Genomic DNA, 15118 nt, shown 5'->3' on the forward strand with positions numbered 1-15118 from the left:
TGCCCACGCACCACTCCCGTCAGTCGCGGGACGCCGGGCGCAGGCGCACCGGCATTCCCTTGAGACCGTTGATGAAACTAGACCTTAGCCTGCGTACGTTACCGGTGAGTTCAATATTGGGCATTGTGTCCAAAAGTGTTTCGAAAAGCACAAGAAGCTCGAGACGGGCCAGATGGGCACCGAGGCAGAAATGCGGGCCTCCGCCGCCGAAGCCCAGGTGGGGGTTGGGGTCGCGGCCGACATCGAAGGCGTACGGATCGGCGAAGACCGACGCGTCGCGGTTGGCGGAGCTGTAGAAGACCACCACCTTGTCGCCCTCGGCGATCGTCCTGCCGCCGAGCTCGGTGTCGCGCGTGGCGGTGCGCCGGAACAGGTTCACCGGTGTCACCCAGCGGACGATCTCGTCGGCCGCGGTCCGGACGAGCGCCGGGTCGGCGCGCAGCCGGGCCCACTGCCCGGGATGCTCCAGCAGCGCCAGCATCCCGCCGGACGCGGCGTTGCGGGTGGTCTCGTTGCCGGCCACCGACAGCAGCATGATGAACAGCTCGAACTCGTCGCCGCTGAGCACCTCGCCCCCGGCGTCCGGCCGGAGCAGCCGGGTGACGATGTCGTCGCGCGGGTTCTCCCGCCGGTCGGCGGCCAGCACGTTGGCGTAGGAGTACAGCTCGGCCGCGGCGGCCTGCCCCTCCTCGGGCGTGCGCTGGAACTCCGGGTCGTCCCCGCCGATCAGGGTGTTGGACCAGTTGAAGATCTTCTCGCGGTCCTCCGGCGGGGCGCCGAGCAGCTCGCAGATCACATACAGCGGGAGCGGGGCGGCCAGGTCGCGGACGAAGTCGGCCTCGTCCCCCCGCTCCATCGCCTCGGCGACCAGCCGCCGGCAGATCTCCCGGATGTGCGCCTCCAGGGCGCCGATCGCGCGGGGCGTGAAGCCCCGGTTGACGATGCCCCGCTTGCGCGTGTGCTCGGGCGGGTCCTGGTTGAGCATCATCATCCGCTGGAGCGCGAGATGGTCCTCGGCGGGCTCGTCGAACAGCGCGAGCCGCGCGTGGGAGGAGAAGAGCTCGGGGTGGCGGGACACGTGGACGACGTCCGCGTGCCGGGTGACCGCCCAGAACGGCGGGTTGCCGCGCCCGGGGTCGCCGTGGTGGCGGTGGACGGGGTCGTGCTCGCGCAGCCAGGCGAGCTGCTCGTGCGGAATGCCGCCGCGCTCGTACACGCGGGGATCGGCCAGTTCGATGTCGGGGGTGGTCATCGCCGCAACCTCCTCGTCGGGCGGGTGCCGGAGACTGTCCGGACGGTCAGTCCCTCCGGGGCGCCGAGGGGGTGAAGCCTACGGGCAGCTCCTTCAGCCCGTTCACGAAGTTGGAACGCAGTCTGCGAGCGGTTCCGGCCGGGCGGATGTCGGGCATCCGGTCCAGGATCGTCTCGAAGATGATGTTCAGGTTCATCCGGGCGAGGTGGGTGCCCAGGCAGAAGTGCGGGCCGCCGCCGCCGAACCCGATGTGCGGGTTGGGGTCCCGTCCGACGTCGAAGCCGTAGGGGTCGGCGAAGACCCGCTCGTCGCGGTTGGCCGAGCCGTAGAACAGCACGACCTTGTCGCCCCGCTTGATCTGCTTGCCGCCCAGCTCGGTGTCCTGGACGGCGGTGCGGCGGAACAGGTTGATCGGGCTCACCCAGCGGACGATCTCCTCCACCGCGGTGGGCAGCAGGCTCCGGTCGGCCTTCAGCCGCTCCCACTGCTCGGGCCGCTCGAAGAGCGCCTGCATGCCGCCCGCGGTGGCGGTCCGGGTGGTCTCGTTCCCGGCGATCGACAGCATCACCACGAAGAGCTGGAACTCCTCGATGCTGATCCGGTCGCCGTTCTCGTCCGGCGCGAGCAGCTTGGTCACGATGTCGTCGCGCGGCGCGCTCTCCCGCTCGGCCGCCAGCTCGGCGGCCCAGCCCATGAACTCGGCGGCGAACTGCTCGGACTCGGCCCGGCCGCCGACGTAGTCGGGGTCGTTGAAGGCGACCAGCTTGTTGGACCAGTTGAAGATCTTCTCGCGGTCCTCCAGCGGTGCGCCGAGCAGCTCGCAGATGGTGTAGAGCGGCAGCGGCGCCGCGAAGTGCTCGACGAAGTCGCACTCGCCGAGGGTGGCCGCCTCGTCGATCAGCCGGTTGCAGATCCCGCGGATGTGGTCCTCCAGCCGCTTGATCATCCGGGGCGTGAAGCCCTTGTTGACCATGCTGCGCAGCTTGGTGTGGTCCGGCGGGTCCTGGAAGAGCATCATCATCCCGTACAGGGCGATGTCCTCGTCCTTGAACTCCTCGAACATCGCGGTCCGGGTGTGCGAGGAGAACAGCTCGGGCCGCCGGGACACGCGGATCACGTCCTCGTGCCGGGTGACCGCCCAGAAACCCGGCACGCCGTCGTTCGGGTCGGCGTGCCAGTGCACCGGGTCGTTGTCGCGCAGCCACTTGAACTGCTCGTGCGGGATCCCGCCGAGCTCGTAGACGCCGGGGTCGATGACGTCGATCCCGGGCGCGGTCTCCGGGGCCGTGGCCTGCTGCATCGTCGAGATCTCCTTCGGGCCGGTTCGTGCCGGGGCGGGGGGCGGACGGGCGGACGGGCGGACGGGGCGGGACGGGCGTCGGGGATCAGTCGAAGGCGAGCGCGCCGGCGGCGCTGAAGCCCGCCGTCCCGGTCGACAGGGGCGGGCCGAGGGCCTCGGCGAGCCCGGCGGCGGTCCAGACGCCGTCGGTCCGCACCTGGTGGGCGACCGAAGGCGGGGCCATCACCGCGACCCGCCCGCCGTAGACGACGAAGACCTGGCCGGTGACCTGGTCGGCGGCGGGCGCGGCGAGGTAGGCGACGAGGGGGGCCACGTGGTCCACCGAGAGCGGGTCGGGGCCGTCCCCGGGGGCGGGGCCGAACACGCCCGCGGTCATGTTCGTGCGGGCGCGCGGGCAGATCGCGTTGACCCGCACCCCGTACCGCCCGCACGCCTGGGCGGTCGAGACGGTGAGGGCGGCGATGCCGCCCTTGGCGGCGGCGTAGTTCGGCTGGCCCGCGGCGCCCAGCAGGAACGCCTCCGACGCGGTGTTGACGATCCGGCCGTACACCGGGCCGCCGGTCGCCTTGGACCTGGCCCGCCAGTGCGCGGCGGCGTGCCGCGAGGTGACGAAGTGGCCCTTGAGGTGCACCCGGACGACCGCGTCCCAGTCGTCCTCGGCCATGTTGAAGAGCATCCGGTCGCGGGTGAAGCCGGCGTTGTTCACCACCACGTCCAGCCCGCCGAACTCGGTGAGCGCGGTCTTGACCAGGCCCTCCCCGGTCGCCCAGTCGGCGACGTCGCCGGGGTGCACGGCCGCCTCGCCGCCGGCCGCGGCGACCTCCTCGGCCACCGCGTGCACGGCGTCGCCGGGCAGGTCGTTCAGCACGACGCGGGCGCCGGCGGCGGCCAGCGTCAGGGCCTCGGCCCGGCCGAGGCCCTGGCCGGCGCCGGTGATGACGGCGACCTTGCCCGAGAGGCTCACATCCTGGTCGTTCACTGCCGTGCCTCCGAACCGACGAGCGTGATGACTGAGCGCTTGCTTGGTTAATACGTAGAACACGTTCTAACATGAGACTGGAGTCTCATCAAGGGTCTAGACGCGGGAGTGACATGGGTCGCACGGCGGCGTGACCCCGTGCGGCCGGGGGGTCACGCCGCGGTCAGCGCAGCGCGAAGCGGAGCGGGTCGCCGTCGCCGTCGCGGCGGGCCACGCCGCGGCGTTCGAGGGTGCGCAGGTGCGCGGCGGCCTCGCCCGCGGCCATCCGGCGCGAGCCCAGCTCCATCGACTCCCACGGGTGCCGCCAGCTCAGCCCGGCGGTGAGCTCCCAGAGCGTGCCGGGCCGCGCGGACAGCAGCGCGGTGATCTCCTCCAGCCGCCCCTCGTGGTGCCCGATGATCGCCTGGGCCCGCTCGGTGAGGCCGGTGAAGCGGTACTGGTGCGCGGGCAGCACCTCGCCGACGGTCATCGCGGCGACCCGGCCGAGCGAGCCGAGGAAGTCGCCGAGCGGGTCCACGTCCGGCAGGTCGTAGGGGTAGAGCCCGATGTGCGGGGTGATCCGGGGCAGCACGTGGTCGCCGGTGAAGATCCGGTCGCCGTCCTCCAGGTGCAGGCAGATGTGCCCGGGGGAGTGGCCCGGCGTCCAGATCACCCGGAGCTTGCGGCCGGGCAGGTCGACCAGGTCGCCGTCGGCCAGCTCGCGGTCGGGCCGGGCGGGCGGCTCGACGTGCTCGCGCTCGGCGAAGTCCGCCAGCTCGCCGGCGCTTGCCCCGGCGCGGCGCAGCGCGCCGCCCTCCCAGGTCCGGCCGGCGTCGGTGGCGACCGCGTCGTGGAACATCTGGACGATCTCGGCATCGGCCCGGTGCATGGCGATCCACGCGCCGGACGCCTCCCGCACCCGGCCGGCGAGGCCCGCGTGGTCGGGATGGAAGTGGGTGACCACCACGCCGCGCACGCCCGCCACGTCCAGCCCGAACGAGGCGAGCCCGTCGCGCAGCGCGGCCCAGGCGTCGTCGTGGTGCCAGCCCGCGTCGATCAGCACCGGGCCGTCCGGCGTCTCCAGCGCGTACACCAGCGTGTAGGCGAGGGGGTTCCCCGGGATGGGGACGGGAACGCTCCAGATCCCTCCCCCGAGGTCCTCCGGCTCAGGTCGCACGCGCGCTCCTCGGTGGTCGGTCGTCGGCGGTCAGATCTTCTCGAGGACGGTGGCCGACGACAGGGCGCCGCCGCAGCACATGGTGACCAGCGCGGTCCCGGCGTCCCGGCGCTCCAGCTCGTGCAGCGCGGTGGTGATCAGCCGCGCGCCGGTGGCGCCGACCGGGTGGCCGAGCGCGATGGCGCCGCCGTTCACGTTGACCCGGTCCATGTCCGGCCCGTGCACCGAGGCCCAGGACAGCACGACCGAGGCGAACGCCTCGTTGATCTCGGTGATGTCGATGTCGCCCATCGCCATCCCGGCCCGCGCGAGCACCCGCTCGGTCGACTGGACGGGACCGTCCAGGTGGTAGTACGGCTCGGAGCCGACCAGCGCCTGCGCCGCGATCCGGGCGCGCGGGCGCAGGCCGAGCGCGGCGGCCCGCTCCTGCGACATCACCAGGACGGCGGACGCGCCGTCGGAGATCTGCGAGGAGGTCCCGGCGGTGTGCCGGCCCTCGGGGCCCAGGACCGCCTTCAGCTTCGCCAGCCCCTCGGCGGTGGTCTCGCGGAGGCCCTGGTCGCGGGTGACGGTGCGGGTCTCGCCGGTCGGGGCGCCCTCGGCGTCCAGGACGGGCGCCTCGATCGGGGCGATCTCGCGGTCGAACCGCCCGTCGGCCCACGCCTTGGCGGCGCGCTGCTGCGAGCGGGCGCCGAACGCGTCGAGGTCGGCGCGGGTGATGCCGCGCCGCGCCGCGATCCGCTCGGCGGCCTCGAACTGGTTCGGCATGTCGATGGACCAGTCGTCCGGCCGCGGGTTGGCGGGCAGCACGTTGGTGCCGAGCGGCGCCCGGCTCATCACCTCGACGCCGCAGCCGATCGCCACGTCCACCACGCCCGCCGCGACCTGCGAGGCGGCCAGGTGCACGGCCTGCTGGGCGGAGCCGCACTGGGCGTCGATCGTGGTGACCCCGGTCTGCCAGGGCAGGCCCGCGTACAGCCAGGAGTACCGGCCGACGTGGCCGCCCTGCTCGCCCGCCTGCGTCACGCAGCCGGCGAAGACCTGCTCCACCTCGGCGGGGTCGAGGGCGGCGCGGTCCAGCAGCGCGCCGAGGGCGTGCGCGAGGACGGCCTGGGGCTTCAGGCCGGCCAGCCAGCCGTTGCGCTTCCCGAGCGGCGTGCGCACCGCCTCGACGATCACGGGGGTCCCCATGCGGTCTCCTTCTAGAACGTGATTCAGCTTCGACTGTAACGTGTTCTAATTTCGTGTGGAAGGGGGCGCCCGGCTCACGCGTAGCGGACCCGCAGCTCCTTGATCCCGTTCAGCCAGGCCGAGCGGAGCCGGCGCGGCTCGCCCGCCCTGGCGATCCGCGGCATCTGGTCGGCGATCGCGTCGAACATCAGCGCGATCTCCAGCCGGGCCAGGTTCGCGCCGATGCAGTAGTGCGCCCCGGTCCCGCCGAAGCCGAGGTGCGGGTTGGGCGAGCGGGTGATGTCGAACCGCCCGGGACGGTCGAAGACGTCCTCGTCGAAGTTGGCCGAGCTGTAGTACATGGCCAGCCGGTCGCCCGCCCGGATCGGCACCCCGCCGAGCTCGGTGTCGCGGACGGCGGTGCGCTGGAACGCGGTGACCGGCGTCGCCCACCGGACCACCTCGTCGGCCATGCTCTCCGGCCGCTCGGCCTTGAAAAGCTCCCACTGCTCGGGGGCGTCCAGGAAGGCCATCATGCCGAGCGTGATCGCGTTGCGGGTGGTCTCGTTCCCGGCGACCGCGAGAAGGATCATGAAGTAGCCGAACTCGTCGTCGGTCAGCCCCCGCCCGTCGGCCTCGCCGCGGAGGTCGGCCTGCACGAGCTTGGTGACGATGTCGTGCGCCGGGCAGCCGCGGCGCTCCTCGGCCAGGCCCATCGAGTAGCCGATGATCTCGGCGGCGGCCAGCGCGGGGTCCACGTCGTACTCGGGGTCGTCGTAGCCGAGCATCTGGTTGGACCACTCGAACAGCCGGCGGCGGTCCCGCTGCGGCACGCCCATCAGCTCGGCGATCGCCTGGAGCGGCAGCTCGGCCGCGATCTCGGTGACGAAGTCGCCCTCGCCGCCCTTGCGCCGCGCCTCGTGGACGATCCGCGCGGCCCGCTCCTGGAGCGCGCCGCGCAGGCCGTTGATCACGCGCGGGGTGAAGCCGCGGGAGATGATCTGGCGCAGCCGGGCGTGCTGCGGCGGGTCCATGTGCAGGAGCAGGCTCGCGCGCTGGAGGTCGAGCTCCTCGGCGCCGAAGGACTCGTTGAACCGGATGACCGAGCCGTTGGCGTTGGCGGAGAACAGCTCGTGGTCGCGCGAGACCTCCTTGATGTGCGCGTGCCTGCTGATCACCCAGAAGCCGTCGTCGTCGAACCCGGTGCGCCCGCGCGGCTGCGCGTTCCACCAGGGCCGCCCGGTGCGGCGGAGCGCGGCGAACTCGGCGAGCGGGACCCGCTCGGCCAGCAGGTCGGGGCTGGAGAAGTCGAAGTCGGCGGGGACGGGGGGTTCGGTGAGGATCTCGGCGAAGGTCTCGGGCGCGGTCTCGGGTGCGGTGGTCACGGCACGCTCCTCCCGGTCGGCGTGGGGGATCGACCTCACCGTAGAACTCGTTTCACCGCGGCGGCAAGAGTAAATGAGACGCGAGTCTAATCACACGTCTTATTCAAGCGCTTGCTTGGCGATGGTGCCATCCACAGGCTTTTCATCAGGTGAAATGCAGGTGGCCGCCCCTGCTTTCATGGCAGGCTTCCGGACTCAAGAGGTACGGTCGTGAGCTTCGTCACGCCGGCTGGGGTGTTTGACTAGAACGCGTTCTAGTCAGGTGGTGGTCGGCGGAGGCCGCGATGGGCCTTACCCTGCTCGTTACCTCGCGTCCATTCCCCACGCGCGCCGGAGCGTTCGCATGTTTCCAGACCAGGAGCAGCCGCCCTCCTTCGATGAGGAGTTCGTCAAGGGCGCCTCGTTTAAGGAGCCGTCCGCGCGCGAGCGGGCCCGCCCGCCCGGCCCGGCGCAGCGATGGCGCACCCGCCGCGCGCGCAAGCGGTGGCGCTCCCAGCGGACGCGCCCGCGGTCGGGCGGCGGAGCCGTCCGGGGGCAGCGGGATCCGGACCACGCCAGGGCCGTGGTCAAGGTGGCCGCCGGTGTCGTGGTGCTGCTGGCGATCTCCACCGCGCTGTGGTGGTTCAACTCGGGGCCGGGCACGGGCCCGCTGCCCTAGACCGCTTCACCTGGGGATCTGTACGCGCAGCTCCGCGTAGGCGGGTACCAGTACGCGGGACGAGGCCCGGCGCGACACCACGCGGTACGGGCGTCCGGCGGCGAGCAGCGTCTCCAGCATCCGGGCGACCTGCGTGCGGGCCACCGCGGCGCCCAGGCACAGGTGCCGGCCGCCGCCGAACCACAACTGCCGGGTCTCGGGCACGTACTCGCGGGTGATGTCGAACGGGCCCGCGCCGTTGGTGGCCAGGTAGGTCAGCAGCAGGATCCGGTCGCCCGCGCGGAGCGTCCGCCCGTCCACGGTGGTGTCGCCGGCCACGTGCCGGCCGATCACCGGCGCGGGGGTGGAGACGCGCAGGCCCTCGCGCACCGCGTTCGCCATCAGCCCGGGGTCCGCGAGCAGCGCCCGCTGCTGCCCGGTGTCGTGCAGCAGCGCGGCGGTCCGGACGGTGCCGGACGCGCCGGTCTCGGTGCCCGCGATGACCAGCAGCGTGGCCAGTCCGCGGGTGAGCGGCAGGCCGAGGTCCATCTCGCGGCAGCGGCCGAGGAGGGTGTCGGGCCCGGCGGTGCGGTAGCCCTCGTCCACGCCCGTGGTGAGCTCGGTGACGATGGCGCGGGCCCGGGCAAGGGTCCCGGGGGCCAGCACGGTCGAGGCCGCCGTGCCCATCGCGAGCCCGGCCAGCCGCTCGCCCGCCGCGAAGACGTCGCGGTAGGCGGCGTCGGGACGGTCCGCGGGGAGGCCGAGGAGGTCGGCGACCAGCCGTCCGGCCAGGACGCGGGCGGCATCGGCCACGTCGGCGCTCACGCCCGCGGCGAGCCGCGCGGCGAGCGCCTCGTGGTGCGGTCCCTGGGACCGCGCCACCAGCGCCCGCGCGCTGTCCTCGGTGAACAGGTCGCGCGCCCGGGTGCGGATCTCGGCGTGCCGGGCGCCGCCGAAGAACTGCGCCATCTCGTCACCGAAGAGCTGGGTCCACAGATGGCCGACGCCGCCCTCGCCGGCCATCGTGAAGTGCGCGTGGTCGTTGAGCACCCGGCGGGCCAGCACCGGGTCGGTCACGACCCAGCCGAGCCGCGGCACCCGGACGATCGGCCCGGTGTGCCGGGCCGCCTCCAGCAGCGCGTACAGGCCCCTGTTGCCGCGCCACAGGAGCCGTCGCTCGTGCCGGGCCGCCGCGTTGATCTCTGTCCTGGTCACCAGGTGATTCTCGTCCCAGGGCGGGGCGGCCGGAACCCCCGAATGACTCAAATGCGGATGAGTGGTGTACTCACCACCATTCAGGTATCAACACCCGTCTGGATTACGTAGGGTCGCCCTGTCCGGGGCGGGCCTGCTCGGCCAGCCTGATCCAGGACGGCGCGGCACCGGCGGCGCCGCGACACCAACCGGGGGACAGCAGTCCATGAGAGCCCGCATCACCGCGGTCGCGGCGCACCTGCCCGAACGTGCGGTCACCAGCGCCGAGGTGGAGGCCCGGGTCGCCGCCGAGAGCGGCGGCTACCGGCCGTCCCCCACCATCGTCGAGCGGATGACCGGCATCCGCGCCCGGCACGTCATGCGCGACGACGAGCAGGCGTCCGACCTCGCCGTCGCCGCCGCCCGCACCGTGCTCGCCGAGCGCGGCACCGCCCCCGCCGGGCTGGACCTGCTGATCTTCGGTTCGGCGTCGCAGGACCTGATCGAGCCCGCCACCGCGCACATCGTCGCCGCCAAGCTCGGCGCCGCCTGCCCGGTCTTCGACGTCAAGAACGCCTGCAACAGCTTCCTCAACGGGCTCCAGCTCGCCGACGCGCTGATCCGGACCGGGCAGCACGAGCGGGTGCTGGTCTGCACCGGCGAGAGCCCGTCCCGCGCGATCCGCTGGACGGTGCGCGACCGGGCCCAGTTCGCCGACGCGTTCGCCGGCTACACCCTGTCGGACGGCGGCGCGGCGATGCTCGTCGAGGCCGCCCCGGACGGCGGGATCTTCTACCGCGACTTCGCCGCCGTCTCCACCGCCTGGGCCGTCGGCACGCTCCCGGCGGGCGGCTCGATGCACCCGCGCGACCCCGACCGCACCTACTTCAGCGGGGACGGGCGGCGGCTCAAGGACGCCTTCCTCGCGCACGGCCCGGAGATCTTCGTCACCGCGCTGGAGAAGACCGGCCTGAGCTGGGACGACTTCGCGGTCATCGGCGTTCACCAGGTGACGATGCCCTACCTGGAGGTGCTGCGGTCGGTCCTCGGCATCCCGGCGGAACGGCTGGTGGTGACGCTTCCCGAGCACGGCAACCTCGCCTCGGCGACGCTGCCGTTCCAGCTCGCCACCGCCGTCCGCGAGGGGCGCTGCGGGCCGGGCGACCGGGTCGCGCTCATCGGGCTCGCCGGCGGCGTGAGCCTCGGCGTCGTCATGGCGCAGCTATGAAGGGGGACGCGATGAAGGGGGACGCGATGAACCTGTGGGTCGTCGTCCCCGCCTACAACGAGGAGCGGTCGATCGGCGGCACGCTGCGCCGCCTCGCCGAGCAGACCGACGCCGGGTTCACCGTCGTCGTGGTCGACAACCTCAGCACCGACGGGACCGTCGGGGCCGTCCGGGCGTTCGCCGCCGAGCACCCCGCGCTCGACCTGCGGCTCGTCGGGGAGATCGAGAAGGGCACCGGCGCCGCCGCCGACACCGGGTTCCGGCACGCCATCGCCGCCGGGGCCACCCACGTGGCCCGCACCGACGCCGACTGCCTGCCGCACCGCGGCTGGATCGCCGCGGTGAAGCGCGCGTTCGGCGACGGGCTCGACCTGGTCAGCGGGCCGCTGCGGCCCCGCACCGACGAGTTCCCGCTGAAGCTGTGGGAACGGCGGCTCCTGCCGTCGGTCATCACGGTCGCGGCGCTGTTCGGCAGGTTCCGGCCCGGGAACCAGAACCCCCTCTACCTCGGCCCGTACGTGATGATGCCCGGCTGCAACGTCGCGATCACCGCCGTCCTGTACGAGCGCGCCGGGGGCTTCCCGCGCACCCGGATCGAGGACGTCCACGAGGACCGCGCGCTGGTCAACCAGGTGCGCCTGCTGACCGCCGCGTACGGGCTCCGCAAGGACGTGGTCGTGCACGGATCGGTGCGGCGGCTGCGCGCGTACGGCCTGATCGGCACCCTCGGCTGGTACGCCGACCACCGGCACCGCCCCGACATCGTGGACATCCGGTGACCCCGATGGGCTGGGAGCGGCGGCTCTACCTGGCCGCGCACCCCGTGGCGTATCCGCTGCTGCGCGGCCTGGCGCGGCGCGGCCCGGTCGTCCGCGTCCCGGGCGTCGGCGTGGTGGTGAACGACGCGGCGCTCGCCCGCGAGGTCCTGATGGACGGCGAGACGTTCCGCAAGGACGGGCCGGGCTCGCCCGGCGAGCTGTGGACCCCGGTGCTCGGGCCGTCGGTGCTGCTCAACATGGAGGGCGACGCGCATCGGGCGCTCCGTGGCCGCCTCGCCGAGCTGTTCACGCCCCAGTACGCCCAGGAGCTGTGCGCCCGCGTGCTCGCCGAGCCCCTCGCCCGGCTCGCCGGGCGGCTCGGTCGCGGCGAGTCCGTCGATCTCGTCGACACCGTGCGGGTGCTCGCCGGAACGGTGATCGGCGAGGTCATCGGGCTGGAGGCCGGTCCGGGGGCCGGGGCGGAGGCGGTGTACCGCGATCTCTTCGAGCAGGGGGAGCGGATCGTGTCGATGATCTCGCTGCGCACCCGGCGGCTCTCCCCGGACCAGGTGCGCCGCGCCCGCGCGGTGCTCGACCCGCTCGGCGACATCGCCGCCAAGGCGTACGCGTCCGGCGCCGAGCACACCGTGATGGGCCGGATGCGGACGCTCGGCCTGTCGGAGGACGAGGCCCGCGGCGCCGCGGGCGCGTTCTTCCTCACCGGCACCGAGACCGTCGCGACGCTCGTGCCGCGGCTCGTCGCGCTGCTGCACGACTCAGGGCAGGCCGGACGCGTCGCCGCGTCCCCCGACCTGCTCGACCGGGCCATCGAGGAGGCCATGCGGGTCGCGACCCCGACGCCCGTCATGCTGCGCAGCGTCCACCGGCCCGCGCGGGTCGGCGGCGTCGCGATCCGGGCCGGCGAGCGGGTGCTGATCGCCACGCACAACTGCTGCCGCGCGTACGGCCCGTTCGACCTCGACCGGGCCCACCCGCCCGAGCTGCGGCGGCTGTGGTTCGGCGCCGGGCCGCACTTCTGCCTCGGCTACCCGCTCGCCATGGCGGAGGTCCGGACGGTGGCGCGGACGCTGCTCGCCGCCGCACCCCTGACGATCACTCGGCGGTCGGCGGCGCGCGGCGTGCTGATCCCGACCTACGCCCGGCTGGACGTCCGGCGTGCGGGGGAGGCGGCGTGACGCTCGTCCGGCGACTCCTCGATCAGGCCGCCCGCACTCCGGGCGCGGTCGCGCTCGTGGCCGGTGACGGCGCCGAGCTGACGTACGGCGAGCTGCGCCGCCGGGTCCTCGCCGTCCGGCGCGGGCTGCTGTCGGCGGGGCTCGCGCCCGGCGACGGCGTGCTGTTCTCCGTCCGGCCGTCGCCGGAGTCCCTGGTGCTCGCGCTCGGCGTGGTGGCGGCGCGGGGCGTGGTGGTCTTCGCCGACCCGGGCGCCGGGCCGGAGATGTTCACCGCCCGCCTCCGCCTCGCGCGCCCGCGCTGGTCGGCCGCCGAGTCGGTGCTGTACGCGGGCAGCCGCCTGCGCCCCGTCCGCGCGTACGCCCGGCGCCGCGGCCTGCTGCTCCCCAACCTCGCCCGCATCTCGACGGACATGCGGCACCTGTACGTGGGGCGGTGGCTGCCGGGGGTGCCGCGCGGCGCGCTGTCGTTCGCGCGCCTCGCCCAGGGGGACGCGCCGGAACCGGACGACGTCGGCGACCCGGACGCGCCCGCCGCCGTGATCTTCACGTCCGGGACGACCGCGCACCCCCGCGCCGTCGTCCACACGCAGGCGTCGCTGGCGACCGCGCTCGACCTGTTCCGGACGCGGCTGCCGCTCGGGCCGGGCGACGTCGTCCACACCGACCAGCTCATGCTCGGCCTGCCGACGCTGATCTCGGGGGCCCGCTGGTCGATGCCGCCGCTGTCGTGCTCCCCGGCGGGCTTCGCCGCGCTGCTCGCCGAACGCGGCGCCACCCACACGTTCTGCGTGCCCGCGCACCTCGCCGACATCCTGGACGCAGCGCCCCGGCTCCCGGACACGCTCCGCCACGTCCTGCTGGGCGCGGCCCCGGCGCCCGCCGGGATCCTGCGCCGCGCCATGGCCGCCGCGCCGTCCGCCGAGGTGCTGTCGGTGTACGCGATGACCGAGATCCTCCCCGTCGCGATCGCGTCGGCGGAGGACAAGCTCGCGCACACCGCGTCCGGTGCCGGAGGCGACCTGCTCGGCGCGCCGCTCACCGGCGCCGCGTTCGCGCCCGACGGCGAGCTGCTCCTGTCCGGGCCCGGCCTCTGCCGCGGCTACCTGGGCGACGAGCCGTTCACCGAGCTGCCCACCGGCGACCTGGCCCGCCTCGACGGGCACGGGCGCCTCGTCCTCATGGGGCGCAAGAAGGACATGCTGATCCGCGGGAAGTTCAACCTCTACCCCGGCCTGTACGAGCCCGCCATCGCCGCGCTCGACGGCGTCGCCGAGGCCGCCTACGTCGGCGTCCCCGACCCGGTCACCGGCGACGAGGAGGTGGTCCTCGCCGTCGTCGGCGACGCGTCCGGCCTCGCCCGGCGGCTGCCCGCCGTGATCGACCACGACGCGCTGCCCGACCGGATCGTCGAGCTGCCCGCGCTGCCCCGCTCGGGCCGGGGCCGCAAGCTCGACCGCGACCGGCTCCGCGGACTGGTGACCCGATGAGGATCGCGGTGACGGGCGCGTCCGGCTTCGTCGGCGGCGCGGTGTGCCGCGCGCTCGCCGCGCACGGCGCCGAACCGCTCGCCTACGGGCGCCGCCCCGAGGTCGCGCCCGGCCACCTCGCCGGAGCGCCCTACCGTCCATGGGACCTGGCCCGGGGCCGGCTGCGCGACGCGCCCGACGTCGACGCGGTGATCCACTGCGCGGGCAGCGTCACCGACTGGGGCCCGGCCGCCGGGTTCTTCGCCACCAACCTGACCGGCACCCGCAACGCCCTCGCCTCGTTCCCCGGGGCGCGCTTCGTGCACGTCAGCACGGCCAGCGTGTACGACCCGTTCCTGCCCACCGTGATGGCGGCCGAGGACGAGGGCCCCGCCCGCCGTCACCTCAACGCCTACGGCGCGTCCAAGGCGGCGGCCGAACGCGCCGTCCGCGCCGCCGGACGCGAGGCGGTCATCCTGCGCCCGCACGCCGTCTACGGGCCCGGCGACACCACCCTGCTGCCGCGCGTCCTGTCGGCGGTGCGCGGTCCGGTGCTGCCCGCGGTGGGGGGCGGACGGCAGCGGATCAGCCTCACCTCGATCACCAACCTCGTCCAGGCGTGCCTCCTCGCCGCCCGGGGACCGGTCGGGTCCGGCGTCTTCAACGTCGCCGACGCCGCCCCGGTGAGCCTCGACGAGGCGTTCCGCGCGATCCTCGCCGAACGCGGCGTCCGGGCCCGTCCCGTCTACCTGCCGCTGCGCGCGGCCCGTCCCGTCGCCGCCGCGGTCGAGGGCGCGTTCCTCCTGGCCCACCGCCGCGAACCGCCCCGCCTCACCCGCTACGCCATCGCCCAGCTCGCGGTCGAGCGCACCCTCGACATCACCGCCGCCCGCGACACCCTCGGTTACGACCCCGAGGAGACCTCCTTCAGAGGTGCCGCCGACTGGTAGGCATTTCACAGCCTCGCCCACACCACGGCGCCGGACGCCCCGTCCAGCCAGGCCCGCCCGATGGTCCCGAGGTTCACGTACGCGACCCGTCCGGACTCCCCGACCGCCACCCGCCGCACCACCCCGGACGTCCCGGCGGGGGCTCCCGCTAATGCCCGCCGGACCTGTCCGATGGCTTCGCTCTCGTCTCCGGTCACTCCGCCCGCGCCGGAAGTGCGCGTGGTGTCGGGCGGCTCGACGTCCCAGGCGTACAGATCCATTGATTTCATGGAGTGTCGTGAACGCATGACACCAGTCAGCCGGACGCGGACGGCGGAAACCAGGGTCCAGCGGCCCACTCGACCTGGCCGTACTCGGTCAGCCCGCTAGGGTCGCCGTGTGACCGATCCAGGTATCGATCTCCAGGGACTGCTCGACGACGCCGACCGTGACGGGATCGCCAAGCAC

13 protein-coding genes are annotated in these 15118 nt (G+C 73.9%); 6 read left to right on the forward strand and 7 right to left on the reverse strand.

Translation table 11 applies throughout. The features are described 5' to 3' along the window. Positions 1-19: 19 nt before the first annotated feature. From OHA34_RS31800 to OHA34_RS31825, 6 genes are all read right to left on the reverse strand, one after another. Complete coding sequence (locus OHA34_RS31800) at positions 20-1252, reverse strand: cytochrome P450 (RefSeq protein WP_285937657.1); 1233 nt, start codon at positions 1250-1252, stop codon at positions 20-22. Positions 1253-1298: 46 nt separating this feature from the next. Beyond that, positions 1299-2552, reverse strand: coding sequence for a cytochrome P450 (locus OHA34_RS31805; protein ID WP_285937656.1), 1254 nt, complete (start codon positions 2550-2552; stop codon positions 1299-1301). Between the two features lie 85 nt (positions 2553-2637). After that, positions 2638-3531, reverse strand: coding sequence for an SDR family NAD(P)-dependent oxidoreductase (locus OHA34_RS31810; RefSeq protein WP_329519766.1), 894 nt, complete (start codon positions 3529-3531; stop codon positions 2638-2640). Between the two features lie 163 nt (positions 3532-3694). Then, the gene (locus OHA34_RS31815; RefSeq protein ID WP_329519767.1) at positions 3695-4687 is read right to left on the reverse strand and encodes an MBL fold metallo-hydrolase; all 993 of its coding nucleotides are present in this window, start codon (positions 4685-4687) and stop codon (positions 3695-3697) included. A 30-nt stretch (positions 4688-4717) separates the two neighbouring features. Further along, the gene (locus OHA34_RS31820; RefSeq protein ID WP_285937653.1) at positions 4718-5878 is read right to left on the reverse strand and encodes a steroid 3-ketoacyl-CoA thiolase; all 1161 of its coding nucleotides are present in this window, start codon (positions 5876-5878) and stop codon (positions 4718-4720) included. 74 nt (positions 5879-5952) lie between these two features. Then, positions 5953-7242, reverse strand: coding sequence for a cytochrome P450 (locus tag OHA34_RS31825; protein WP_329519768.1), 1290 nt, complete (start codon positions 7240-7242; stop codon positions 5953-5955). A 343-nt stretch (positions 7243-7585) separates the two neighbouring features. Between OHA34_RS31825 and OHA34_RS31830 the strand changes: the two genes are divergently transcribed. After that, positions 7586-7900 (forward strand): hypothetical protein, encoded by a 315-nt coding sequence (locus tag OHA34_RS31830; RefSeq protein ID WP_285937651.1) that lies wholly within the window; start codon positions 7586-7588, stop codon positions 7898-7900. Between the two features lie 6 nt (positions 7901-7906). Here the strand turns inward: OHA34_RS31830 and OHA34_RS31835 are convergent, their stop codons facing one another. After that, positions 7907-9094 carry a cytochrome P450 gene (locus tag OHA34_RS31835; RefSeq protein WP_329519769.1) on the reverse strand — a complete coding sequence of 396 codons (1188 nt, stop codon included), beginning with the start codon at positions 9092-9094 and terminating at the stop codon, positions 7907-7909. A 205-nt stretch (positions 9095-9299) separates the two neighbouring features. Here OHA34_RS31835 and OHA34_RS31840 point away from each other — a divergent pair, with 205 nt between their 5' ends. From OHA34_RS31840 to OHA34_RS31860, 5 genes are read left to right on the forward strand one after another with little or no spacing between them, the layout of a single operon-like run. After that, positions 9300-10301, forward strand: a complete 1002-nt coding sequence (locus tag OHA34_RS31840; protein WP_285937649.1) for a 3-oxoacyl-ACP synthase III family protein — start codon at positions 9300-9302, stop codon at positions 10299-10301. An 11-nt stretch (positions 10302-10312) separates the two neighbouring features. Next, positions 10313-11080 (forward strand): glycosyltransferase family 2 protein, encoded by a 768-nt coding sequence (locus OHA34_RS31845; protein ID WP_329519770.1) that lies wholly within the window; start codon positions 10313-10315, stop codon positions 11078-11080. Positions 11081-11085: 5 nt separating this feature from the next. Then, complete coding sequence (locus OHA34_RS31850) at positions 11086-12255, forward strand: cytochrome P450 (RefSeq protein ID WP_285938595.1); 1170 nt, start codon at positions 11086-11088, stop codon at positions 12253-12255. Next, complete coding sequence (locus OHA34_RS31855) at positions 12252-13742, forward strand: class I adenylate-forming enzyme family protein (RefSeq protein WP_329519771.1); 1491 nt, start codon at positions 12252-12254, stop codon at positions 13740-13742. The genes OHA34_RS31850 and OHA34_RS31855 overlap by 4 nt, the downstream gene beginning before the upstream one ends. Then, the gene (locus OHA34_RS31860; RefSeq protein WP_329519772.1) at positions 13739-14671 is read left to right on the forward strand and encodes an NAD-dependent epimerase/dehydratase family protein; all 933 of its coding nucleotides are present in this window, start codon (positions 13739-13741) and stop codon (positions 14669-14671) included. The genes OHA34_RS31855 and OHA34_RS31860 overlap by 4 nt, the downstream gene beginning before the upstream one ends. The last annotated feature ends 447 nt before the right edge of the window (positions 14672-15118 follow it).

The organism is Spirillospora sp. NBC_01491, from assembly GCF_036227065.1.
Classification (GTDB): Bacteria; Actinomycetota; Actinomycetes; order Streptosporangiales; family Streptosporangiaceae; genus Spirillospora; species Spirillospora xylanilytica.